The organism is Niabella sp. (assembly GCF_030150205.1).
Classification (GTDB): Bacteria; Bacteroidota; Bacteroidia; order Chitinophagales; family Chitinophagaceae; genus Niabella.
The window spans coordinates 220,118-246,711 of sequence record NZ_JASLGT010000008.1; the positions used below are offsets into that span (position 1 = coordinate 220,118).

Sequence of the window (26,594 nt, forward strand, 5' to 3'; positions counted from 1 at the left end):
GTTTGTTTTAAGCGGTAGATGAAAGAGAATTATAATCCTATGTTTATACCCACCGAAGCAATCTTAAACGTGGGATTCGATGTACCGGTACGCCCCAGGTTATAGTTCCCATCTCCTTTCAACATGGAAACTCCTGAAATCGCTTCTGGATCAATGGGCAGTCCCCGTAGTTTATCAAATGTGATAAAGTTCTCCAAAGAAACATAAAGCCGCGCCTGCTTTAACCGTATACGTCGAAGTAAATCTTCCGCCACGTTATATCCCAGCGTTATATTCTTTACCCGGAAATAGGCCATATTGAGCAGGTAACGGGTTTGCGGTACCATTACAAAACCGGAGTTGGAGCCGCCCATATCCCAGGCCCGGGGATAAAAAGCATCCGTACGATCGGGCCGCCAGTAATTACCGGCAATGGCCTGCGGCATGGCCCCTTCTTTTGCAAAATAGCCCGGGATGGCCAGCTGACCGGATCCCCAGATGCTTCTTTTGCCTACACCCTGCCCCATTACGGAAAAATCAAAGGATTTATAATCGAGCGCTATGCGGAAGCCATATTCATACCGGGGTAGTACGTTCCCGATCACCACGCGGTCTCCGGGATCACCAAACGTACCCTTGCCAGGAGTAATATACCCGTCTCCGTTTACATCTACAAACTTTACATCACCGGGACTAACCAGTAAGATCTGATTACCATCTTCGAAGAAGGTTTGATACACCGGGTTGTTGCCCGCCAGCTTATTGGTTCGTTTTGCCGTTCCCTGCCAGATGATCGTTTCCTGTACAAATTTGCCATTGGCATCATATACAAAATCTTCTTTTTGATAGAGCCGGTCGGTTACATAGCCGTAAATATCACCATACCGCTTCCCGGTAACAAACGTGTTGTCAATTTTCCGGTCCTCCCGCTTAAGATTCCAATCTGCTGCCTTGGTAACCACCGTAATGGCATCCGATAAGTTGGCGGTAAGGTTTAAGCCAAGACCATTTTGAAAACGGTGATTAAAGTCCAAAGCGATTTCCCATCCGTTTGTTTTTAAATTCCCGTAATTACCCAGGGGTGCGGCGGCCCCGAATGTTGCAGGCAATGATTGCCCGCTGATGATCATATTTTGTGTTTCCCTGCTGTACCAATCGAATACAACGCCGAACTTATTTTTAAAGAAGCGCAGATCTGCACCCAGATCAAGGGTTTGAATATTCTGCCAGGTGATACCCTGAGAAACAGGTCCCGGTGTACTTAACTGAACAAATTGTTTACCACCGCTGGTCAGCCATGAATTTTTGGAGATATCCATGGTTGATGTATAAAGGGTATTCGGCACGGACTGGTCACCAATAGCCCCCCAGGAACCCCTGAGCTTTGCAAAACTGAGTATGGGGTTCAGTTCCTTCATAAATGTTTCGTCGCTCAACACCCATCCTGCGGAGAAAGAAGGATACCATTTCCAACGCAAATCAGCCGGAAACTTGGAAGTAGCATCGTAGCGCAGGTTTCCTTCAAGAAGATATTTGTCTTTAAACGCATAATTCACCCTGCCGAAATATCCCAATTGCGAATCCCAGTTAGCATCTCCGCCGGTTGTTTCCGTACCCACTGCAAAATCAAACTGAGGATTGTCTTTATTAATCAGGTCGGTTTTCCGTGACCAGTGGCTGTTCCATTTATTGGCTACGACATTGGTTCCAAGGGTAAATTTAAAATTATGTTGCAGGTTCAATTTCAGATTATACACAGAGTAGGCATTTACCGTATGCCGCTGTGCCGCCCATGTAGACTGGTACACATAGCTTTGATCCTTGGTTACATAATTCACCAGCGGGAACCGGTAACCGGGTATACCCGCAGAATCTGTTATGTTGCCGGCGGCGTCAACATAAACCCGATCCCCATCAGCATCTACCCATGGAACAGCGGCATACCAGGGCTCCCGCAAACTAAGGGTAGGTAAAGAACTGCTAAGTGTTTCTCCGCGGTAGTCATAGGTATAATCTGCTATAACCTGCCAGTTCTTGGTAAGATCAATGGTAGTTCCGAAATTAAGATTTACATATTTGTTTTTTAATGTAGCAGTATTCGCATTTTTAGCATCCCAATAAGGATCCCGGATCTCTTCACCCAACTCTTTCACACCTGTTGGAAATAACAGGCTCCAGCGATATAGGTATAGCCATGGATCTGCTCCAAAACCGGAGGTATTGGTCGAATTGGGATATCGTTTAGCCCGGTCTGAATACATGGCGCCCCCCCTTACCGTAACATAATCATTCACTTTTGTAGAAACTTTCAGATTGGCGGTATACCGCGTAAAATCATCGTACTTGGCCGGCTTCATCATTCCCTCCTGTCCCAGGTATCCAAAACCAACATTATACGTGGTGTTATTGGATCGTCCATTCAAAGAAATATTATGGTTTTGTGTAAAGCTATATTTCTTGATCATGGCATCAATCGGATCATAGATCCGGTAACCATATTTGTCCGTACCATTAAAGTACCAATCCCGGCCATATACCACCGGGTCTGTTGGTTTTACTGTACTTCCGTACAGGCGCTGCCACTCCCGGGCTTTTTCCAGGCTGGCACTATCCAGCCGCCAGAACCCACCGGCCGGTCCCGAGCCTTTCATATTTTTTTGAGCGTCTAATGTGTATTGCAGGCCATCTATTCCCGCCAGCTCCAGGTCCTTAAAAGGCGTTTGCCAGGATAGGTTGGTGCTGTAAGTAAGCGCATTACCCTGCGTTTTTGTACCTTTTTTCATGGTAATGAGGATCACCCCAAAGGCCGCTTTTGCCCCGTATATCGATGCAGAGGCCGCATCCTTCAATACGGTAACACTTTCCACATCATTGGGGTTCAGGTCCTGGATGCTCGGCACTTCCACATTGTCAACCAGGATGAGGGGTTGACTGGATCCCTGGATGGAACCGATAAACCCACGAATATTGATCAGGGGATCCGACCCCACTTCCCCACTGGGGATTCGTATGGATAGGCCGGGAACAACGCCCTGCAGGCCCCTGCCCAGATCTGCAATCGGCCGGCTTTTCAGGTTGTCCATATTCACATTAGTTACAGCGCCCGTAATATTACCTCGCCGTTGTTTGCCATAGCCCACCACAATAATTTCATCGAGGGAATTGGCTCCCGGATGCAGGGTGATGGTAAGCGGATCGTTACCTGTAATTTTTACTTCCTGCGCCTGATAGCCCACATAACTAAATTGCAGGGTTTGACCTTCAGCAGCGCGGACGGAGAATGTGCCATCATCATTGGTAGATGAGGAAACCGCCGTTCCTTTGACGGTAACCGTTACTCCGGGCATAGGACTATTTGTCTCTGATACTACCGTTCCGGATACAGGGCTATTCTGCGCCCATAGGCTGCAAGGTGCAGAAAAAGCAAGCACTACCAGAAGCAGTACATAGGTTCGTAATCTACTCATAGTTTTTTATTATTTATTTTCTACAAAACAGTAATTCCTGCCGCAGCATAAGGCTGCAGTATTTTATCATCCGGGTCTAATTCTGTTATTAAATAGTCTATTTGTTTTAAGGCACATACCTGCAACGGCTCAAAAGAATTGAGCTTTTCGGAAATAGCAAGACACACTGTTTTGGCGGAAGCTGCAATCATGGCTTTTTTCAGTTCGATCACTTCCCAGTCGTTATCCGTAATGCCCCGCTGCAGATCGATGGCATTGGTTCCCAGAAAACATAAATCAGCATTCACTTCCCGTATCCTCGACAATGCGCTGGCCCCGGTGGTGATGCGAGCGGCCTTATTCACTTTATCTCCTACCACTACCACGTTAATGTTGGGATGGGTAATGTATACATTTAAAGCAGGAATGCTTCCGGTAATAAAAGTTGCCCGGAGCTGCGGCGGTAACTGCTTCGCCATTTCCAGGATGGTGGTACCTCCGCTGGTAAGCACATACATATTATCCCGGATCAGCCCGATGGCCTTTTCGGCAATCGTTACCTTTTTCGATTGCGAATACACATTGGAGGTTTCAAACTTTACTTCGTTAAACGCCAGCGATAATGCCCCACCATGCACCTTGATAAGCTTGCCGGCCTGCGACAACTCATAAAGGTCTCTCCGTACCGTGTCTTCCGATACACCCATGTCGGTACATAAACTTGCGTTTACCACCTTGTTGTGCAAATCCAATCTATGCAGTATATAAGCCTGTCGTTCTTTCTTTAGCAAGTCAATCAGTTTTAATGTAAAATGAAGATAGGGAGTTTTTTGCAAAAACCCGCAATTTTTTATAAAAAACCGCAAATAGCAACGCAATGAAAAAGAATAAAGCAGCAAAAAGACGCATTTAAAATAAAATAACCTATCGCTTATCGATGTCGTTTCCTTAAGCAATTTTTATGATTGCCACAGATGCACAGATTGCGCCTGCGGCGGTTTTCTGCGACATTATTATAGTTAAAGCCGATACCAAATCTGCACATCAGCGGCTTTAAGGAAACGACATTGTATCGCTTATAGTCATTCCAATGTCCTTGAACGGTTCTTATTTGAGACAGAGCCACCGCCGGGTATACACATTAAAACCAGAAAACAAAAAAATATTCAGTGCTGTTTTTGTATATATTGCGCGGCCCTATCATAACAATAATGACGGCGCAACGTACTACAGCAATATTGCTCGCTGCACATAAAGCGGGAGAAAAGCAGGGACTGCTGCAGATCCTTTCAGTAGATAAAAGCAGTAAACCGCCTGCTTATGAAAAATCCCCGGTCGACTCAAGATCGGTGGTGGGGCATTTTGGCCGCTTGCCCGATCCGCTCATTAAGGCATTAGGCGCCTTCAGCGAAAGCAATGTATCCAGGTCTGTTGCCGCCATCAAACAATATTTTGAGGTTCAGAACAGTGCCCTTACTTACCGCGAGTTCCAGGAGAAGGAACTGGTCAAGCATCATTATGATCTTTTCCGCCAGGTAAAGCCCTGGTTCGACAGGCTTAAATGGTACCATAGTTATAAGGCAGCCGGGGATCGATGGATTACGGGGCCCTGCAGCATCAGCAGCCAGCGCCCCTATTTAAAGTTTGAGGTTACCGAATCTGCAGGCAGCTATTGCCTCCATGCGATTGCAGAAATTGATGGCACCGATCATGCGCTGAAAGACCTGGAACGGCATCATTTTTTTTTGAGAAAAGATGACCAGTACTTCCTGATGCCGCTTGCCGACCAGCAAACGCTGGACGGACTTGAAAAGGAAGCTGCTTTTCGCCCGGCCCCGGCTGAAGCCCTCCGGCCAATCCTTTTAACACTGGAAGAACGATACCCGGTAAAGCCGCATGCCCTGCAGGACAGCCAGACCGTAGAAACACCGCCGGTTCCCGGTGTACTGCTGAGTGAACTGAGCAATACCTTTTTAATGCTGACGCCCCAATGGACCTACGACGGCTATACCGTAGAAGATCCCTGGGAAGCTACAACCGAAATCCGCCAAAACGGGGAACGGGTGGTCATCCGCCGCAACCAGCAACAGGAGCAGGAATTAAAAACGCTGCTGGAATCGCTGCATCCCCGCTTTCCGGATCAACATAAAGGCTACTACTATCTTCCTTTTGCCGAAGCACAAAAACGGCAATGGTTCCCCAAAGTGTATCATCAATTGTTATTGTCCGGTGTAGACCTGAGGGGCATGGATATGCTGCGTCATTTCAGGTATTCATCGCACCTACCGGAAACGGATATTGAATGGCTGCAGGAAAAGGACAACCAGCTTACCTGCCGGTTTTCGGTACGCTTTGGAAAGGAAAATGTTCCGCTAACAGAATTGCAAAAAATTTTATGGGCGGGCCAAAGTACCGTTCTGCTGAAAGGCGGCACACTGGGATTGCTGAATGAAGCATGGATGAAGCAATATGCCACCCTGGTGAAGCACGCAAAGATTCATAAACAGGAGCTGACCGTTGCCCGCTGGCTTTGCTTTTCCCTGCAGGAACCCGGCGATGAAAATGCTGTATTCGCCAATAAGAACGCTGGTATCTGGTGGCAACAATGGCAGCAATGGCAAAGCGATGCCCAGGTGTATCCCCTGCCTTCCGCATTACAGGCCACCCTCCGCCCCTACCAGCAAAAAGGTTATGAGTGGATGTGCTTAATGGCCGATGCCGGCGCCGGGGGCTGCCTTGCAGATGATATGGGGCTGGGCAAAACCCTGCAGGCCATCTCCTTTTTAGCACGTTCCATAGAGAACAGACCGGGCATGCAAAGCCTGGTTGTATGCCCTGCTTCCCTGATCTACAACTGGGAACAGGAATTAAAAAAATTCGCACCGGGCTTGTCCGTTACCGTTTTTCATGGTCCGCAACGCGATGCCTCAGTTATTGGCAACCCGGCCCGGCAGGTGCTCATCACCAGTTATGGTACCTTTCGCACTGAAGCAGCACAACTCTGCGCCCAGTCTTACCTCTCCGTTTTTATTGATGAAAGTCAGAACATAAAAAATCCTGTTGCTAAAATCACCCGGGCCGTTGGAGAAATCCGTTCGGTCTATTGTTTTACCCTTAGTGGTACCCCGGTTGTAAATAACACCTTCGATCTTTATGCACAACTGCATACGGCATTACCGGGTTTACTGGGCAGCCGGGAGTTCTTTAAACGGGAATATGCAGACCCCATCGACCGCAACGGGGATGATGTTAAAAAGCAATTGCTGCAGAAACTGATCGCACCTTTTGTGCTCCGGCGGACGAAGGAACAGGTAGCACCTGATCTTCCGGAAAAAACAGAGATCACGTTGTGGTGTGAAATGAGCGATACACAACGCGCCCTGTATGATGACGTTAAGGAACAGATCCGCAGCAGCCTTTTCCTGGATATAGAGAAAAAAGGAATGGCCAAAGCCAAGCTGGATGTACTGCAGGGCATTTTAAAACTACGCCAGGTTTGCAACGCTCCGCAGCTGCTGCCGGAAGCCGCAGGTTATAGCGATGCATCTGTAAAAATGGAGCGGCTTTTTGAGGAACTGGAATTAATTCTTCCCCGGCACAAAGTGCTGATCTTTTCCCAGTTTACCGGGGTACTGGACCTGATTGCAACGATCTGCAACCGCAGGGAGATGGCCTATTATCATTTTGACGGCCAAACGCCCGCCGCAAAACGTATGGAAATGGTGCAGGCCTTCCAGGAAGCAGGCAATACAACCGGGTTGTTCCTGATCAGTTTAAAAGCAGGGAATGCCGGTATTACCTTAACTGCGGCCGACTATGTATTTTTATTTGATCCCTGGTGGAATGAAGCCGTACAACAGCAGGCCATTGACCGAACCCACCGGATCGGGCAAACCAAAAATGTATTTGCCTATAAGCTGATCTGCAAGGATACCATCGAAGAAAAGATCCTGCAACTGCAGCAACGCAAAAAACAACTTTCCGCTGATCTTATCGCAACCGATGAAGGCTTTATCAAAAACCTGGCACAGGAGGATGTAGAGTGGTTGTTTGGTTAGCCACTATACAGATCGTTCAATCCCTATTGGCAGTATAACAGCAGCCCACCGTTTTTGATCATTTCCCATGGCTGCCCGGTAGCTGATAAGAAACCGGGGTCTGGTATCAACCTATAGAAAAATCATATAAGAAAATATTTTAATTCAAATAACCCCAATATCCTCCTCCCTGAAAAAACTAAACCAACTGATATGCAACTTATTATCCCCAACCAGTTTTGATACAAAACCGCTCAAACGTTAAAAAATGATTAAAACGTTTTTTGTTGATGCGATCGGCTCTTTACGGGTGTAGCTTGTAAGTATTCTTTTACCCCAAAACCAACGTTATGTCTACCACCCTTTCATTATTCAGTCGCCTTACCAGCATCCCGCTGTGTGATGATGCTTTGAAGCAGGCTTACAGGGATCAAAAGACCTTGCTATGGAAAAAACTGGGCCTCGAACTGCAGATAGAGCGCCGCCTGGATCGCCTGGCCGCAACGGAAGCGCAACTGCGGTCGAAGGAGCTGGCACTGGAGCACGCCAGCAATGTAGCCGCCCAGCTGGAGGAAACCCATCCCGAACGGGAGGAGTACCTCGATGCGGCTACCGGCTTCCGGCACCAGGTAGCCCTGCTGGAAATTCGTATACAGAAACTGCCGCCCCAATGGCTGACGCAAAAAGAGTTGCAGCTGCAGTATATAAACGCTGCCCTGGAAAAGCTGTCGCTATTGATACTGGAGCTGGAAACGCATAAGGCCGGGATATTGAAACAGGAAGCAGCGGAGCCGCAGCCAACCACCCCAACTGTAAGCCCCGAAGGGCCACCGGTACCCGTTCCGGTTATGAAAACAGTACCTGTTCAAAAAGATATCAATCCCCGCATTGGAAAAAGAAAACCGAAGAACGATGCACCGCTGAAGAGATATGGATCCGGGTAATGGAGCGCTATTGCATTACGGGCCTTTGCCCATCCTGCGGTTCAAATGAACCGCAGGGGAACACGCAGGTCTGCGAAGGAAACGGCCTTACGAATTTTGATAACCTTTCAACCATTATCCTTCCCATCAGCGGGCATAAAACAGCCTTACTGATGATACCGGCGTTGCAGCGCGCATACCCGCCAGTACATGATGCGCCGCCCGCCCGATATAGGTTGTCCAGAAATCTGAATAATCTACCATATTGCCCGAGGAATTGCGCACTTTCAAACTGCCCTGGTCAGTGCCATCCGCACCAATAACCCGGATCCGGTAATCGACACGGGCATATCCGCTGGAATTAAAAATACTTTTTATAACCCTTACCGGCTCCCACCCGGTTGCTTCTCCAAAAGCCACCGGCTGACCTACATTGATCCAGTTGCTCTTTTCACCCGTTGTAATATTAACCGTGTATTGATATTGATACTGCAATTTCAACGTTGTTGTAACACCGGCTGTTTCATATAAAAAATTATAGAACTTTACCAATGAAATACTATCCGTGTTTTGCGTTAGGTTTGTAGGATACGGAAAGCCATTGTTAAACACAACCGGGGGCTTACTAAAATCATACACAAATACATTCTGTTTGCCACTGGCTAAACTGCAACTTTGATCATATACCAACACATTGCCCCCTTTATACAACTTCAAACTGGTGGTACCTGCATCCGCTGTAAAAAAGCGTCCTACACCACCGCTGGGAATTGCATTGTATGTTGAAAGGGCATTGGTTGAATCGGCGAAAAGTTTTCCGTTTACTTCTACCCTGTAGATATTATTGGCAGCGCCCGTGGTAACCGGAACAAAATAGTGGAGCTGAAACTCCGCCTTATTTTCAGCAACAGGTTGTGCATTGTATTCTACCACATGCTTTTTGCATGCAGGAAGGGCCATCACAACAATTATAAGCGATAACAGTTTTATTAAATTTTTCATACTCTAATTATTAATACAAAACAATCAGTAAACAGATCAATTGGGTAATTCCCCCGGGTATGCAAACCAGGGGATCGATGTCTGATAATTATCTGCTGTGCCCGGTATGGGTTTCAATGCCTGTAGCGAAGCCAGGTTCCACATGTATTCCGAATTATAGCGCGGGCGAAGACGGTAACAGGGTGCGCCCTGGTTCTTTATATCGTAGCTTACTTTTCTGCCCTGAACCTGCGCCGGCATCAGGTAAAAGCCCTTATATACTTTTTGCGGATCTGAATCCCATTTTTGATCCACCAATGTAGGCGTCCAGCCGTTTCCGTTTTTTGGATATTCGCCGGTATATTTTATATCGTAGTTATATTTACGCAAATCAACCCAGGCTTCGGGAGCGCCCCAGGGATAAAGCGCGATCCATTTTTGAATCATAATATGCGACAATGTAAAGTTTGCCAGCCCATTTACGAAAGGCCCGGACACATACTGGTCTGCAAGCGTTGCGTACAGGCTTTTGCTGATTTTATCGCCGCCCGTAGGACTTCCGCTTTTACCGGTGTAGATATACCTGCCCGTGGTGGTCATATCAGCCTTCACCCCTTCTTTAAACGCAGCAAATGCTTCTGCTTTCTTTCCTAATTTCCAGTAGGCTTCTGCAAGGCAAAATTGAATTTCCGCATAGGTTGTTAAAATATACGGCGCATCATCTCTGTAAATCCATCTTCCGATACCGTCATGAACGGCACCGCTATATAATGAAGCTGCATTCCGTCCATAGAAGGAAGGCGCCGTTCCTATAGGACCAGAGGTGCTGGTAAAAGTTCCACCATAATACTTGTAGGCTTTTACACTATCGGCATTGTCCAGATTCAGGTAATTCGGATTGCTTGTTGTTCCCAGTTTTAAAGCAACACGGGGGTCATAATGGCCCAAGGCCTGCACAAGCGTGTCTGTTACAATTTGATCGGCTGCTAATTTATACGGATGATAAGTGTTTCCTTCTACCCCACGTACCTTCTCGCCTGTAGACTCGTCGTATTCCGGAACCGTTCCCGTGAACAATTGCACGGCGTAGTCGTGCTGAAAATAAGTATAGCTAAGATTACCACTGCCGGCATTGACGGCGGTTCCCCAGAAATTATTATAATCGGCATAGGGAGCAGATTGGGATCCGCCGGCTATTCTAAGCGTGGCATCATCATCGGGGCTTTGAAACGATTTGCCTGCAGCCGTGATCAGTTCCTGGGCATATGTGGCAGCAAAATCTTTTTTATTGGAAAGCGAAGAAAGATTGCGCACAATTACCGCATAAGCAAATTTAATCCATTTATTCTTGTCGCCTCCAAAGATGTAATCATTGGCGGTAATTTTACTACCGTAGATATGATCATCTGGTTTTCCAAGCAACTCTATCGCTTTATAAGCCCATTCCCGAACCTGGGTATAGATGTCTTTTTCATAATCGTAGTTGTGCGATAACCGTCCGGGTACAAACGCTTCTTTCATGGGGGCATCTACATTATTTTTTGCCAGTAAATCCCATGAAAATGCTTTGATGGCATAGCCGATCCCTGCCAGCGTCCAGTCTTCTGCCGCCAGCGACTGATTGATAAGATTTTCGAGGTTCATGCCCTGGTTCCAATAAACCATACGCCAGGTTTCCCCTGCTGCGTCACTACCCGGCACATAGGAATGCAGCGCATAGGTGCTATATGTAGAACTATTGGTTCCCATCATTTGGGTAAATGCGCCAATGGCCCTGGTTTCCCAATAAATACCTTCATATTGCTGCTGGATCCCTGCAAGGTACAGGTACCCGTCCACATGATCCGGAGCGTCTATATTTTTATTTACATCCAGGTATTTCTTACATCCGCCGGCAAAAAGCGCGGCCGCTATCGTAAAGAAGTATATGTATCTTTTCATGATTTTAAATTTAACGGAGTGAAATGCTAAGACCAACAGTAAATGCGCGGGGGTTAGGCAGGGACCACACATCAATGCCTTCGCCTCCTGTTCCGCCTGCTGCTGCAGACACGTTGTTTCCTACTGCATCAATACCCGAATAATTGGTAAAGGTGAATAAATCATTTCCAACCATGTAAATATCAATACCCGCAATAAACTTACTTTTCATCAGCAAACTTTGCGGAAGCGAGTACGATGCACGTAGCTCCTGCATGCGCAGATAATTCACATTTTTCTCGAGCCAGTTTTCATCCCCCCCGGTAAAGATGCTGCTACCATACAAATGATAGTCAACCGCAATCGTATTAACAGTAGGATTATCTGAATTTACATTTTTATCATTCAACACACCATTAAACACCACGGGTCCTCTTTCACGCAATGCAACCGATTCCCAGCTGGTTCCGTTTGTCATCATCAGGCGTTTTGTTCCGTTCACCACCGTTGCTTTATACCGGCCGGCAAATAAGCCCGAAAGGCGAAGCCCCTTGTAGGAAAGGCTCGTTACCAGGCCAAATCTTAGTTTGGGTTCCCGGTCGCCGATAACACTCCATTTATCACTGGTAAGCGGTATCCCTGTGGTTGGGTCAATCATCACCTGTCCCTTATCATTCCGCATATACGCACGACCGGTTACCGTAGTAATCGGATAGCCAACCATAATACCATTCCGGATATTGCCTGAGCTCCAGGTGTAAGGATTATAATATTCAGAAACGTTTGGCGGCAGGTAAATGACTTTTGATCCGCCGTGGGAAGCGTTAATACCAACATTCCAGGTAAGGCCGGTTTTGTTTTGCAACACATCCCCGTCTATATGTGCCTCCCATCCCCAGGTTTTAAAGGATCCTACATTCATGGTATTTAATACAAACCCGGTTGCATAACTTAAACGGAAGCCTTTTACGATCTGATCCGCATTGCGGGTAGTAAAATAGGAAAAGTAGGTATTTACCCGGTTATTAAACAAACGGGTATCAAACCCGATTTCCCGGGCGGTGGTCATCTCTGGTTTTAAATTTGGATTAGGGCCGGTATACCCGTATTTAAAGCCACCTCCGGTCATATATGTAGGCTCTAACTGAGGATCAATAGACAGGGGGGGCGCATCCTTACCCACGCGTGCAACAGACCCTCTTAATTTTATAAAATTGACGGTTTTATTTCCTTTGAGGAACGGCAGCTCGGTTACAATCAGTGATCCTTCTATTGCCGGGTAAAAATACCGGTTGTTATTCAGCGGCAGTGTGGAGGACCAGTCATTACGGCCTCTTGCAGTAATAAATGCCATATTGTTATATCCAAACTCAAACTGGCCCGAGAGCGCCTGTATTCTCCGCTTTGTATTGCTTTGCGAAGAGGTTACCGTTGCCGGATCGGTATTATTGATCGATTGAAAATCCGGAATAATAAACTTGGACCCGATGGTAGATTGCAGGGTTACACCATTTTCCAGCTGGTGATAACCAACCTGCCCGGAAAAGGAAAATTTCTCCTTAAAAAACTTGTTATTATAACCCGCTAATATGTTCACTGTAGGATCAGAAAAATTAGAGTGCACAAGGCTATAAGTACCGGTGCCAGCATTATTGGTTGAATAGTAAGGATGCCTTGATGATACAAAGGTTTGCATTCCCACATCCCATCCTACCTGGGCCCGTAAAAATGTATTTTTCACCGGTACTGCCGTAAATGCCACATTTGTGATAAACCGGTCTGATTTATCAAAATTCTTGTTCTTATACATGGCAAAGAGCGGGTTCAGCATATCCAGGTCTGTATAATAATCGGGCGTTCTCATATGTGTACCGTCTGGTGTAAGATAGTTGGCCATATTATCTACAATAGGCCAAAGCATTGCTTTTGCCAGCGGGCCTTCCGTACCCAGCAGCGCTTTATCATTTGTTGAGTGCGCGTATTGCATGGCACTTTCAAATTTCAGCCAGCTGGTAATATCAGCTTTACCGGCCAGGCTCAGGTTCATACGCCCGTAATCGGTTGTTTTAATAACGCCCTGTCCATCCAGGTATGAGAAGCTACCACGCAGGGTTGCTTTATCCGACCCCGCTTCAACAGATACACTATGTCTTTGAGAAAAGCCTGTTTGCAAAATTTCCGCTACATTGTCATACAGCTTCATACCCTCGGGATATAAACCGCCATACCGGGAGGTGTAATAATAGTTGGTGGTACCATATGCGCCTTCAGCATATTTTGTTTGCATATCAGGATAACCATAAGCATGGTCCCAACGGAACGCATTGTCGTAGGTAACACGTCCTTTGCCCGCCCGTCCTTTTTTTGTTGTAATAATAATGGCGCCATTGGATGCATCGGAGCCATATAAAGCCGCTGCAGTAGCCCCTTTCAGCACGGTTATTGATTCGATATCCTCGGGGTTGAAATCATTTCCCCGGGAAGAATAATCCATATTACGCACCGACAAAAGCTCGGTAGTTTGTCCCATTTTCAACGGGTCGAAAGTGGAGTTATTCATAGGAATACCATCCACAACATATAAAGGCTGATTGTTTCCCGAAATGGAAGTAAGATTGCGCAGCACCACTGTTGTGGAAGCACCGGGCAATCCGCTGGTAGAAGTAACATTCAACCCGGGAACACGGCCCTGCAGGGCAGAAATGAAATTATCCCGGCCAGACTCAGCAATGGTTTTACCATCAATGACCTGTACAGAAGAGCCCACGGCCCGCCCGATACGTTTCATTCCAAATTCTGTTGTAACCACCACTTCATCCATCGATCCTTTATCCGCAACAAGGGTTACCTTAAGCGCTGTTTTCCCTTCTACCCGAATCGTTTGCGTCAAATACCCGATGTGGGTGAAAACCAAGGAGGAAATATCCCTGCCTGATATTCTAAAACCACCATCGCTTCCGGTAAGCGTTGCGATGGAAGTACCGCTAATGGTAATGGTAACACCTGACAGGGGTCTGCTTTCTTCATCGTATACGGTTCCTGTAACCTGTTTCACCTGGGCTTTTCCTATATGTGGAAGAAGCATCAACAAAACCGATAACAGACCAACCAGTCCAGTTAGTTTTTTCATTTTCTCATACATTTTGATTAAAAAATTATAATAGTCCTGTTTTTTCAAATGCCATAGTGTAAACGAAAAGCACACCCATTGCCTCTGGCCTGTCACCCGCCGGCTTATCAATAAAATCTATAAAAAAATCACAGAAATGCTACAAACTATACTTCTGTTTTGCAATCAATCGTTATAAAAACTTTCTCATGATCCCGTTAATTCGTATAAAACCCTGTTAAAGATATGTAAAAAAGATGGTAAAAACAAGCATCTTCTATAAAAAACCTGCAAATATGCGCATAAATAACAGGAAAACTTCCGCGCTATTTATCCGCTGCGGTACCTGGAGGAATAAGAGGGAAATAAACTCCTTTGGCGTTTATTGGCAGGGTAACCTCCATAAATTATTACCAGTGATATAATAAGCTACCGGTAGACTGCATCTGAGAACCCAGCATGCAAATGCCGGCAGCCAATAAATGATCGAACACCCTGAATCTAACATAATACAGCGAAATGCCCCCCTGTAAATGGATCCGCTATAAGATTTTTCAGGCCGGTTTCCGGCCGGCCTGAAAAAATCGGTCCAGGCCCATTACCATCCCGGATTCTGTTTAAAGCTTCCATCGGGATATAACGCAATCTGACCTGTTGGGATGGCTGAAAGATAGTTTTTAGGATCAATAAAGGGCCGTGCTGCTCCGGCGGCATAAGGCGTTATATAACCATTGGCATCTGTTTTAACCTGGCCATTTCCGGCTACTTTGGCTCCTTTAAAAATATCGGGATTTACAGCATTATCCATGTAGGCGCCCTTTGCCCATCGCATCAGGTCATCAAACCGGAACCCGTCCATCATCAATTCGGTTCTGCGCTCCCGCCGTACTTCCCATAGCAGGGAGGTAACATTCTGATCTGCGTCCTTTTTCGGATCTATAAAACCAATACCATTGATGGCGGTTCCCTGGCCTGCCATAACCTGCAACGATGCTACGCCGGCGCGCGATCTTAATTTATTAACCGACTTATCGAGGTCGGCCTGATTGATGCTGTATTTGCCCATACGATCCAACTCTGTGCAGGCTTCCGCATAGTTCAGCAATACCTCCGGAAGACCAAAGATGGGCGCATCCGTTGTATTATTGGGCGCCAGCTGAGCATCGGCGGGCTGCAGAAACTTGGCCGGCCGGTAGCCGGTACTGGAGCTCAACCCGTTTACCAGTTTGCCCTGGTAACATAAAAAGTCGCTGATCGTTTCCAGTAACCGCTTGTCGCGGTTTGCCCGAACATTAATAATGGTATCATCTCCTCTATAAGATGGAGACAGGCTAATGGGAAGCCCATCTGTACACAGATACGATTCTACCGCATTTTTAGAAAGACCTTTCATTACGGTGGAACTATTGGTAAAACCGATCACCGAATGCCCCAGGAACCCCGCCAGGTATTGCTTATACAGGATTACCTGTTTATTTCCGTTCAGGTCCAGCGAATTGTACGTAGTCTGGTAATCCGCATTCAATGTATACCCTGCAGCGGAATTCATCAGCTTTTCCGAAGCCGTTTTACAGGCCTGCAAATATACATCTGCATTGGTCACTGCCGGATCTTTGTGATAAATACGATAGGTGCCTTCATATAAGCCCACTCTCGACAAGAGCGCATAGGCCACATCCTGGTTTATTGTGTTGGCCTGGTCCTTAACACGCAAATTGGCCACGGCAAAATTCAGATCTGCCAATACACTGTCCATAACCAGCACCCGGCTGTCCCTTGGCTTGTAGATCCTGTCCACATCAGCCAGGTCAAGATAGGTATTGATAAAAGGAACACCGCCAAATGTTTTTACCAGGTTAAAATAGGTCATTGCCCGGAAAAATTTTGCAACACCTTTCCAATGATTTTTTGCCTCATCCGGAATGGGCATTCCATCAATACGCGCCAGCATCAGGTTGGCCTTACGCACCCAATAATAATTCCAGGCGCTGTTACCCGAAGGGGCATTGGCGGCAAAGATCTGAAGACTGGGGTCCGCCTGGTCATCATTGAAGGATGTAAAATAGAAATCTCCGGTGCCATTTCCATTTCCGTAACCAGCAAACAAAGAATAAAACTCCCAGCTATAGGCCCTTAAGTTGTCTTCTCCGGTCCAGAAATCACCATCACTGAAACTATCGAGCGGGCGTTTATCTATATACTTTGCACAGCCGGATGCCGCAATAACAAAAAGCGACGCTATTAATAATAATTTATTAAAAGAATTCATGGTATGCTGATTTTATTGAAAGTTAATTTGTACTCCAAATGAAAAGGTCCGGGCAATAGGCCATGTCCTTCCCGTAAACCCTGCGGTTGAACTAACATCGTAAGCTTCCGGATCAATCGGAAGATATTTATCCTTAATGGTCACCAGGTTTTCACCACTTAGATACACCCGCACTTTTTGAAAATGATATTTTGCCAGCAGATCATATGGCAATGTGTACCCGATGGTAAGGTTTTTCAGCCGCGCATAAGCCAGGTTGAGCAGGTATTTTGTTTGCGGATAAAAATTATTGGATCCTGCCTGCAGGCCGCTCACCGTTCCGCCCTGGTTATTGGGATAAGGGTTGGGGAAGCGGGCATTGGGATTTTCAGGGGTCCAGTAATCCACCTGGTCTGCATATAAAATATCGGTTCCCTGGTACATCGGCAATACTACATTCCCCAGGCCCCAAACATTCTGTTTTCCCACACCCTGGATAAACAGATCCAGATCAAAATTTTTAAAATTTCCGCCTAACCTTCCGTTAAACATATAACGGGGACGGCTATTACCAATCACTTTTAAATCTCCGTGATCGGAGGCAGATCCCTTGCCGCCATCAATTTGCCCGTCACCATTTAAATTTTTGTATTTAATATCACCCGGTCCATATACAAAGTTCCCTGTCTGAAGATTTTTTTGACTGGCAATGCCATTCGCATACCCGGTAATGTTTCCGTTCGCATCCTTCACAAAATCGGCATCCGTAAAATACCGGTCGGTTTCAAAGCCCCAGATATCGCCGTATGTAGAGCCCGAATAATAGTTATTGATCAACTGGGAAGGATTGAACCATCTCGTAACGATGGTTTTATTGTCTGAAAAACCAAGCATGCCATAAAGCGACAAATTCTTATTTACGGGTACATTCCCGTTGATGCTTATTTCATACCCACGCGTACGCAGGGTTCCATCGTTTCTTTTGGGATTCAGGTCCGGCAAACCGGGGGGGCCGCCCGATGTTCCAAAAGCGCCCGGCAAAACTACTGTTGCAATCATATCGGCGGTCGTGCGCTGGTACCAGTCAAACGTTACCGAAAGGTTGTTGTTTTTAAAGAAGCTGAAATCAGATCCTATATCAATCGACTCCACTTTTTCCCAAAGCAGGTCTTTAGGCACTGCCCGTGGAGACGAAACGCCCTGTGCCCAGTTGTTGTTGGCCATCCAGTACCCGCTTGTATTGAACATGGAAGCAACAAAGAACTGGTTTCCACCAAAGTCCTGGTTGCCTACGGCTCCCCAGGAAGCACGTACCTTCCAGTCGTTGAGCACGGGCTTCAGCGATTGCATAAATGCTTCGGAACTGATCCGGTAGGCCCCGGACAAACCGGAAAAGAATCCCCAGCGGGTAGCTAACGGGAAAGAAGAAGATCCGTCATAGCGCCCCATAAATTCCAGGATGTATTTTTCTTTATAATCATAGTTCAACCTGCCGAAGAAGCCGGAATAAGCGCGGTTACCATGGCCGCTGTTGGCGAACTGATCACCTGTTGCTAGGTTCAGCTCTCCCTTGTTAGGATCCAGTAAATTTCTGCGGGAAGCCGAAATGCTGAGGTTTTCAAAATCTTCCGAATTCGCTCCGCCCATTATCTTAAAATGATGATCACCAAAACCTCTTGTATAGGTCAGGAAGGCATTAAATGAATTCTGTCCAACCCTTGAGGCCGTGTAGGCCGCCACATTTTGCGAAGCTAAAGAAATATCCGTCAGGGCAGAGCTGATGTCATTAGGATCGGGAACCGCGGCCCAGTTGTTCAACACCCGCACGGGCCCACCCACCTGGTGACCGATCACATTATCCTTTCCAACAACGTAGTTCACATTCAACTCCAGTCCTTTTAACAACTTCATGGTTGTTGTTAACTCTACCCGGGTATAATTATCGATGGTGGAAGATGGGTGCGCTGCATTAAGATATCCGGGCACATTCCGAAAGTACTGCCCGTTATAGGTACCATAAGGCCAATATGCGCCCCATCTGTACATGTAATAAAAATAATCCTGGTAGCCATACGGGGCCGTGTATTCAAAATTCCGATACATCGATTTGATGCCCACCGTCCACCATTTTGTAATATCTACATTTACCCCACCAACAAGGTTATATTTTTTGATATTATCCGGGTTCATTTTAAAGATACCACCCTGGTTATTATAACCCGCCGATAAATAATAACTAACCCGGTCGCCACCTCCCGTAACACTCAGCGTTTGGTTAGATTGCGGCATGGCACGGAACATAAGCTTATTTACATCCCATACTTTATAGAAGTAAAAAATATTATTGATAATATCAAAGTCCTGGCCCTTGATCATCTCCGTTCCGGTGTTTGTGCTTTTATACTTTTGCTCCCAGGTTTGAATACCACTCAGCAAGGTTTTTAACTGCATCCCGAAAGATTCCGGGGAAGCGGTACCCGCCCGCTGTGCAGCCGAGATGATCCCCGGAAGTTCCTTAACAGGATCTGCAAACTGGGGCAGGCTGATGGCCTTGGCCGAGGAAAAATTGCTATTGAAGCTCACAAAAGGCTTCTGGTTCCGTTTGCCTTCTTTCATCTTTATCAATACCACCCCAAAAGCCGCCCGGGTTCCATAAATAGCCGCAGAAGTGGCATCTTTTAATACAGATATGCTGGCAATATCATTTGGGTTAATAATGCTCAGATCCGGGGTTTCGATATTATCCACCAAAATCAACGGTCTTCCACCATTGGTTGAGTTAATAGAGCCAATACCTCTTACATTAAAATCAGCGGTACTGGTTAATCCTCCATTCTTATACATAATGTTCAACCCCGGAACAGCTCCCTGCAAGGCCCGCATAGGATCTGAGATTGGCCGGTTCGTAAATGTTTTTTCAACATCTACCGTAGCAACGGCATCCGAAAGATTGCCCTTTTTCTGGCTGCCATAGCCCACCACCACTATATTTTCCAGCTCCCCGGAACTTGTGGTCAATACCACATTTACAATACGGGACGATCCTACCACAATATTCTTATCAACAAACCCGATAGCAGAAACAGAAAGGCTGTCCCCCGCGCGTGCCAATAATTCAAAGTGCCCGGTCGAATCCGTTGCAGTTCCCTGTCCTGTTTTCAAAGCAATAACAGTAGCGCCCGGTATCGGGGACCGTCCATCGCTTGTTACTGTACCCGTAACCTTGCCCGACTGGCTAAAAGCAATTGCCGACAAAAGATTACAAAACAAAAATGTCAGCAGACGTGAATATTTGTTCATTTGAAATTTGTTTTCCATTTTTTATAAAACTGTTATCCCTGCCTTTACATACGGCTGCAGCAACTCATCATCCGGGTTCAGCTCCGTAACCAGGTAATCGATCTGTTTTAATTCACAAACCTGCAGCGCTTCAAAAGAGTTCAGCTTTTCTGCAATCGTTAAGCACACGGTTTTAGCAGAAGTGGCTACCATCGCCCTTTTTAGTTCTACGACCTCCCAGTCGCTGTCCGTAATACCCCGGCGCAGATCGATGGCATTGGTCCCTAAAATGCACAGGTCCGCATTTACTTCCTTGATCTTGGCTATGGCACTGGCGCCTACCGTGATCTTGGATTCTTTATTTACCTTATCCCCCACCACCACTACATTGATATTGGGATGCGCGATATAAGCATTTAACGCCGGTATGCTACCCGTAATAAAAGTGGCCCGCAGCTGCGGCGGCAGCCGTTTGGCCATTTCAATGATGGTGGTGCCCCCACTTGTAAGTACATACATATTTTCCTTGATCAACCCGATCACTTTCTGCGCAATTACGGCCTTCTGCGTTTGCGAATACACGGGGCTGCTGTTAAAATGCACCTCATTAAAAGCCAGCGATAATGCGCCGCCATGTACTTTGATCAGCCGCCCAGCTTCTGCAAGTTCCTGCAAATCCCTGCGTACGGTGTCCTCAGACACTTCCATATCCACACAAAGCTTGGCACTCAACACTTTATTATGCAGATCCAGCCGGTGGAGAATATATGCTTGTCGTTCTTTCTTTAACACAATCGTTAATTTATTGCTAAAGGTAAATAAGAAACCAGCAAAAACTCGCAAAAAATCAAAAAAAAGTGCATAAATAAAAGGGTCCCCAGCCATAAAAATCTCCGTTGGAATGTTTTGGAAAAAGAGTATATTTGGTCAAACAAGTTGCATAAACAACTATTTTTTGGTCATCGTTAAAAACACGCGTTATGCAGGAAGCATATATAGTTGCCGGTTATCGCACCGCAGTGGGCAAAGCTAAAAAGGGCGGGCTTCGCTTTTACCGTCCGGACGATCTTGCCATTACCGTAATCAAAGGCCTGATGGCTTCTTTACCGCAGCTGGAAGCCAGGCGGGTAGATGATGTGCTTGTGGGCAATGCCGTGCCCGAAGCAGAACAGGGACTGCAGGTAGGCCGTATTATCTCCGCCCGCGCATTGGGCATAGAAGTGCCGGGGGCCACGGTTAACCGGTATTGCGCATCCGGCCTCGAAACCATTGCCATGGCAACGGCTAAGATCCGCACCGGGCAGGCCGATTGTATCATTGCCGGTGGTACCGAAAGCATGAGCATGGTGCCGGCATCCGGATGGAAAACGGTTCCCTCCTATTCCATCGCCAATGATGAGCCGGACTATTACCTCAATATGGGACTAACCGCTGAAGCTGTTTCAAAAGAGTTTAATATTACCCGCGAAGATGCCGATGCCTTTAGCTATCATTCGCATCAGAAAGCCATCCATGCCATACAGAACGGACATTTTAAAGAAGGCATCCTCCCTGTGGAAGTGGAAGAGGTATCCATCGATCCAAAAGGCAAGCGGCAGGTGAAGAAATTTGTAGTGGATACGGACGAAGGGCCCCGTGCCGATACGTCTATGGAGGCATTGCAAAAACTAAAACCGGTTTTTGCAGCCAACGGTGTCGTTACCGCAGGCAACTCCTCCCAAACCAGCGATGGCGCGGCCTTCGTGGTGGTGATGGGTGAAAAAATGATGCGGGAGTTACAATTAGAGCCCATCGGCCGGCTGGTTGCCAGCGCTGTTGCCGGGGTACATCCGCGCATTATGGGCATCGGGCCGGTGGCCGCTATTCCCAAAGCATTGAGCCGCGCAGGTTTTTCCCTGAATGACATCGACCTTATCGAATTAAATGAAGCATTTGGTGCGCAATCCCTGGCGGTGATCCGGGAAGCGGGCCTTAACCCGGATATTGTAAACATTAACGGCGGGGCCATTGCGTTGGGCCATCCCCTGGGTTGTACCGGCTGCAAACTCACCATACAGGTACTTGGAGATCTGAAGCGCCTGAATAAAAAGTATGGTATGGTTACCGCCTGTGTGGGCGGCGGACAGGGCATTGCGGGAATTGTGGAGCGCATGTAAAATTAAGAATAAGAAATGTTGCCTGCACAAGGGCATTAGCTGGTAAGCGCCGTTCTTTTTAAAATGCATACAGCTGGTGAGGTGAAATAACGATTGGGTCGCCATCTTTTGCACTGCTATCGGCATCCTTGTGTCACACCCTTCAGCTCCAGCACTCCTGTCAGCACTTGCCGGGGCCAATCTATGTCTCTTAAAGGTTACTGCTTCCTGAAAGCCGCTCGAAACTTCGCCCTTACCTTTATTGTGCGGGCAATAAAGATTGCATTTTTCTTAACAGCCATTGGTTGTAAACTTGCGTCTCTATTACAAAGCAATCTTAAAATCCGTACTATGAAATCAAAGCTTCTTTTATTAACATTGGTGGTTACCGTTTTTTGTGGGGTGCAGGCTGCTAAAGCGCAGGGCAATGGCTATTATAAGCATCGTGAAAAAGAATATAAGCACCGGGATGCCTATGAAAGAGACGGCTATCGTTACCGCCGTAACAGAGATGATGACGATGACCAGGGCGAACACCACCGTTATTACAGCAGCAATCATGATGGGTACTACCGCAACCTGCCTCCCGGACAAGCCAAGAAGGTATATGGATACCAATCTGCAAAATATTTTGCGCCCGGGCAGCAGAAAAAAAGATACCGGAATGATGACAACCGCTATTACAATAACCGGGGTTATTCCCAGTCAAACGTTTTGACTACCGTTATAGGTTCACTGCTTGGTTATTAACAGGAGCTTTACCCGGAAGGGCTGTTTCAAAAGTTTATCAGGGCAACAGGAACTTTTGAAACAGCTTTTTTATTTATCCCCGTCTGCCTGTTGACCATCGATGTATCGATATCGTTTACCTTTATGGCAATTGTTTGGGCTTTTTAGATGCCGTGATATTTCCGGCGGGTTGCGCAGGAAATCAACCTGCGGTGTACCGGATCTTCCCTGAAATCCCTGCCCGGCAGCACACCTTTCGGGCAGGGACGGAAGAATTCTTTTGAAAAGTTCAAACAGCTTCATTGTTAAAATAAACGCATATTGAAACCGATAGCAAAACCCTTTACAAAAACGCTCAATCTCGCCAATATTGTAAAACAGCTCTGGCCCTTTGTAAGGCCGTACCGTAAAATGATCTTCGGTACACTGGCCCTTACATTGGTAGGATCGCTGGCGGCACAGGTAAACCCGCTCATCCTGAAATATACCGTTGATCATGTAGATGCGCTCCTGCAACAACCCGAGCCCATGCAGGAGGGATTGCGCCTCCTGCTGCATATTTCAATCGTACTCTTCACCAAGGAGATCGTAAATATCTTCATCCAGTTCGGACAAAAGTTTTATGGAGAAAAGATCCGGATCAATGTAAGCAACCTGCTTTCAGAAGCGGCCATCAAAAAAATACTGAGCTACGGCATGGCCTTTTATGCAGCACCCGAAAACCAATCCGGCCGCCTGCAAACAAGGATCGACCGCGGTATAGAAAGTTTGACCCGGCTGGTTCAAAACTTTTTTATCGATATCCTGCCCCTCTTCTCCAACGCCATCCTTGCGTTGATCATTATGTACCTGGCCAATGTAAAGGTAGGCCTGGTGGCTACCGTTATCCTGCCGGCGTATTTTTATGTAAGCAGCCGGCAGGCGCAAAAATTGCAGGGCGTACGCCGTCAATTGCGGCGGGGAAGAGAGAACAAGAATAATGGTTTACTGAACCTGATCGATTCCATTACCGTCATCAAAAGTTTTGTGCGGGAATCTTATGAAGAAAAAAAACAGCTTGAGATACAGGACCAACTCACACAGGATCAGCTTTATACCCGTAAGACCAATTTCCGTTATGACGGTATCAAATCGTTTATTGAGCAGATCGGCGTGGTACTCATCATCATCCTGACCACCTACCTGGTGCTGGGACACCAGATCAGCATTGGAGCCATCATGCTTCACATCATGCTCTTTAATAACGTATCGGCCCCCATCCGCCAGCTGCACCGCATTTATGATGAGGTAAACGATGCCTTTATTTATGCGGAAGCCTATTTCCAGATACTGGATGCGGAAACGGCTACGGAAGCGTCTGGTACGTATAAAGAAGCATTGGTAAAGGGCGATTTTGAAATGCAGGATGTAAGCTTCACCTATCCCAATGGTACCAGGGCCCTGCACAATGTGTCATTAAAAATAGAAGGCGGAAAAACCACCGCCCTGGTGGGGTTAAGCGGTGCGGGAAAAAGCACCATCCTCAACCTGCTTAATAAATTTTATACGCCGGACAGCGGCACCATTATGCTGGATGGGATCGGCTTGAACGCCTACAACAACCAGGTATTAAGAAATGAGATCGGACTGGTGCTGCAGAAAAATCATATTTTCAAAGGCTCTATTGAAGATAATATCCGTTACGGAAAAATGGATGCTACCCGGGAGGAAATCATTGCCGCCGCCACAAAGGCCAGCCTGCACAACCAGATCATGGAACTGCCCCTGCAATATGAAAGCGATGCCCAGTCGCTGAGCGGCGGTCAGCAACAACGTATTGCTATAGCGCGGCTGTTTCTGAAAGATCCCCCGGTCATCTTTCTGGATGAACCCACAGCCAGCCTGGATGCCATCGCTACCGAACAGATCAAGAACAGCCTGGATGCGATTAAACAAAACAGAACGGTAGTGATCATTTCCCACTCTATTTCACAGATCATCGATGCGGATATGATCTACGTATTAAAACAGGGCCATGTGGTAGAACACGGCACCCATGAACAACTCGTTGCCCTTAATGGTACCTACCGCGAAATCTTTAATGCTTCTGCACGCAGCCTGAATATCGCCCGTATCGCACAGTCGTACCAATAGCTTAAAATATTTCATTTTCATTAACAGCCGTTAGCCTCGCTTTAGCGTCATATAGTTGAAGACTTTTTTAATCATTAACCCCTAAGTACAACTATTATGAAAGTGAAACTGATTTTATTGGCGTTTGTGCTGCTGGTAGCAGGTATTTCAAAATCAGAGGCCCAGCATTACCGGTACGAGAAAAAGTATACAAAACATTACAAAAAAAGCTATAGGTACAACCGGCCTGCAGTAGTTGCCTATTACCCCGTGGTGCAGCGGCACCGGTATTATGAAGGCAGTTCCTACCCGGCTTACCGGCACCATTATCGTTACCGGCATCACCGGCATATGCCTCCCGGACAGGTAAAAAAATATTACCGTCATAAGCAGCACAACCGGGCACATTATTATTAAAGATAAGCGTATGATTCATAAGGTTTAAAATGGTTCAACAGTCGCCACCCTTCGGGGTGGCCTGGCTGTTGGTACAAAGTTTGAATTTATAAAAAGATACGTAACATAAAACAGTGAAGGCGCAGCGAGCGATATAAATTTTTCTTTAACAAAAACAATATAGCAGGCAATGAAAATACAATTATTCAATAAAACCCGTCTGATGATTACCGGGGCATTGATTGCACTGGTAGCGGGGCTTAGCTCCTGTGCAGACACTTATTATCCTTCGAGTAGTTATTATGATGGGTATTATGGTTACGATCCCTATTACTATTATTCTCCCGGGTATTATGGGTATTATGGCAATGGTGGCTATTATTACAATAACCGGTACTACCGTAATAACAGGAATTACCGCCGTTATGAGGATCGCCGGAGATATGATAACCGGAGGCGGGTATACAGTAACAACAACAGGGACGGGTATCGTGTAAATCCCAACCGGAACAATGCGGAATATTACCGCCAGCAAAATAACAATGCACGGATCATGGAGCGCAATAACACAAACAACCGCTCTAACGAAGTCCGTTCGCGGAATGTAACACCGCAACGTTCCTACAGTCCTCCACCCCCTTCCAGGAGTATGCGGCAGGCGCCGCCCTCAGGCTCAGGAGGCAGTTATAACCAGGGCCGGTCTGGCAGCAACAACAGCCGCTCCAGGAGGTAATGGTAAAATGGAATTATTTACTGCCGCAGGTCATTTTTCAGAAGGCCTGCGGTTTTTGCTTTTAACAAAATTTTTTTCATACAAAGCAACCCAATCAGCCACAGAAACCCGCTCCGCCAGTTTCCCGATCAGTTCAAACGGGATCAATTCCGGCTTACTGAACCGGATACAACTTTTTCCCATGTCCGGCTTTTTTACCGAAACCTTTTCCCATTCGCCCAGGAACCATTTCATGAGGTCCGCGTCTGCATATAATCCCATATGGTACAGCACGATGCCATTTTTTTGAGAAGCGATGCTCATAAAAGGCAGGGGCAGCTCCGGGGCACAATGATAACCAGCAGGATAAATGCTATGCGGTACCACATAGCCGATCATACCATAACTAATGGTCTCTACATATCCTTTGGGAAGGTGTTTCCGGATCACGGTCCGCAATTGCTCCATTGCCGGCAGCCGTTCCGCAGGCATTTCCTTTAAATAATCCGCTACTGTTTTTGCCCTGGATTGCATATTCTTTCCCCTGATTTATTTTTAGCATTTTTTTTACACAACAGAACGCCTGTC

The 26,594-nt window shown here is 46.7% G+C and carries 16 protein-coding genes; 7 read left to right on the forward strand and 9 right to left on the reverse strand.

Features of this window, described 5'->3' with window-relative positions:
* Positions 1 to 29: 29 nt before the first annotated feature.
* Positions 30 to 3,446 (reverse strand): TonB-dependent receptor, encoded by a 3,417-nt coding sequence (locus Q1V85_RS05640; RefSeq protein ID WP_300598312.1) that lies wholly within the window; start codon positions 3,444 to 3,446, stop codon positions 30 to 32.
* Between the two features lie 20 nt (positions 3,447 to 3,466).
* Entirely contained in the window at positions 3,467 to 4,261 is a 795-nt protein-coding gene (locus tag Q1V85_RS05645; protein WP_366914002.1) for a DeoR/GlpR family DNA-binding transcription regulator, read from the reverse strand.
* A gap of 375 nt (positions 4,262 to 4,636) precedes the next feature.
* Here Q1V85_RS05645 and Q1V85_RS05650 point away from each other — a divergent pair, with 375 nt between their 5' ends.
* Both Q1V85_RS05650 and Q1V85_RS05655 read left to right on the forward strand, forming a co-directional pair.
* Positions 4,637 to 7,483, forward strand: a complete 2,847-nt coding sequence (locus Q1V85_RS05650; RefSeq protein WP_300598313.1) for a DEAD/DEAH box helicase — start codon at positions 4,637 to 4,639, stop codon at positions 7,481 to 7,483.
* A gap of 329 nt (positions 7,484 to 7,812) precedes the next feature.
* Positions 7,813 to 8,406: a hypothetical protein gene (locus tag Q1V85_RS05655; protein ID WP_300598314.1), complete on the forward strand. Its 594-nt coding sequence runs from the start codon at positions 7,813 to 7,815 to the stop codon at positions 8,404 to 8,406.
* Positions 8,407 to 8,532: 126 nt separating this feature from the next.
* Here Q1V85_RS05655 and Q1V85_RS05660 read toward each other — a convergent pair whose 3' ends face one another.
* The 6 genes from Q1V85_RS05660 to Q1V85_RS05685 form a co-directional block, all read right to left on the reverse strand.
* Entirely contained in the window at positions 8,533 to 9,387 is an 855-nt protein-coding gene (locus Q1V85_RS05660) for a hypothetical protein (protein ID WP_300598315.1), read from the reverse strand.
* Between the two features lie 36 nt (positions 9,388 to 9,423).
* Positions 9,424 to 11,307: a SusD/RagB family nutrient-binding outer membrane lipoprotein gene (locus tag Q1V85_RS05665; protein WP_300598316.1), complete on the reverse strand. Its 1,884-nt coding sequence runs from the start codon at positions 11,305 to 11,307 to the stop codon at positions 9,424 to 9,426.
* A gap of 10 nt (positions 11,308 to 11,317) precedes the next feature.
* Positions 11,318 to 14,416: a SusC/RagA family TonB-linked outer membrane protein gene (locus tag Q1V85_RS05670; RefSeq protein WP_300598317.1), complete on the reverse strand. Its 3,099-nt coding sequence runs from the start codon at positions 14,414 to 14,416 to the stop codon at positions 11,318 to 11,320.
* A gap of 577 nt (positions 14,417 to 14,993) precedes the next feature.
* Positions 14,994 to 16,664 carry a RagB/SusD family nutrient uptake outer membrane protein gene (locus Q1V85_RS05675; protein WP_300598318.1) on the reverse strand — a complete coding sequence of 557 codons (1,671 nt, stop codon included), beginning with the start codon at positions 16,662 to 16,664 and terminating at the stop codon, positions 14,994 to 14,996.
* Positions 16,665 to 16,676: 12 nt separating this feature from the next.
* On the reverse strand, positions 16,677 to 19,943 hold the full coding sequence (locus tag Q1V85_RS05680; RefSeq protein WP_300598319.1) for a SusC/RagA family TonB-linked outer membrane protein: 3,267 nt from the start codon (positions 19,941 to 19,943) through the stop codon (positions 16,677 to 16,679).
* 21 nt (positions 19,944 to 19,964) lie between these two features.
* Positions 19,965 to 20,714: a DeoR/GlpR family DNA-binding transcription regulator gene (locus tag Q1V85_RS05685; RefSeq protein WP_300598320.1), complete on the reverse strand. Its 750-nt coding sequence runs from the start codon at positions 20,712 to 20,714 to the stop codon at positions 19,965 to 19,967.
* Between the two features lie 188 nt (positions 20,715 to 20,902).
* Here Q1V85_RS05685 and Q1V85_RS05690 point away from each other — a divergent pair, with 188 nt between their 5' ends.
* The 5 genes from Q1V85_RS05690 to Q1V85_RS05710 all read left to right on the forward strand — a co-directional run bounded on the left by Q1V85_RS05690 (position 20,903) and on the right by Q1V85_RS05710 (position 26,027).
* Positions 20,903 to 22,078 (forward strand): acetyl-CoA C-acyltransferase, encoded by a 1,176-nt coding sequence (locus Q1V85_RS05690; protein WP_300598321.1) that lies wholly within the window; start codon positions 20,903 to 20,905, stop codon positions 22,076 to 22,078.
* 330 nt (positions 22,079 to 22,408) lie between these two features.
* The gene (locus tag Q1V85_RS05695) at positions 22,409 to 22,807 is read left to right on the forward strand and encodes a hypothetical protein (RefSeq protein ID WP_300598322.1); all 399 of its coding nucleotides are present in this window, start codon (positions 22,409 to 22,411) and stop codon (positions 22,805 to 22,807) included.
* A 300-nt stretch (positions 22,808 to 23,107) separates the two neighbouring features.
* Complete coding sequence (locus tag Q1V85_RS05700) at positions 23,108 to 24,919, forward strand: ABC transporter ATP-binding protein (RefSeq protein ID WP_300598323.1); 1,812 nt, start codon at positions 23,108 to 23,110, stop codon at positions 24,917 to 24,919.
* 96 nt (positions 24,920 to 25,015) lie between these two features.
* A complete protein-coding gene (locus Q1V85_RS05705) occupies positions 25,016 to 25,315 on the forward strand; it encodes a hypothetical protein (protein ID WP_300598324.1) in 300 nt (99 codons plus the stop codon).
* A 169-nt stretch (positions 25,316 to 25,484) separates the two neighbouring features.
* The gene (locus Q1V85_RS05710; RefSeq protein WP_300598325.1) at positions 25,485 to 26,027 is read left to right on the forward strand and encodes a hypothetical protein; all 543 of its coding nucleotides are present in this window, start codon (positions 25,485 to 25,487) and stop codon (positions 26,025 to 26,027) included.
* A gap of 30 nt (positions 26,028 to 26,057) precedes the next feature.
* On the opposite strand, the gene Q1V85_RS05715 is transcribed toward Q1V85_RS05710, so the two are convergent.
* Positions 26,058 to 26,540 (reverse strand): DUF1801 domain-containing protein, encoded by a 483-nt coding sequence (locus Q1V85_RS05715; RefSeq protein ID WP_300598326.1) that lies wholly within the window; start codon positions 26,538 to 26,540, stop codon positions 26,058 to 26,060.
* Positions 26,541 to 26,594 lie beyond the last annotated feature (54 nt).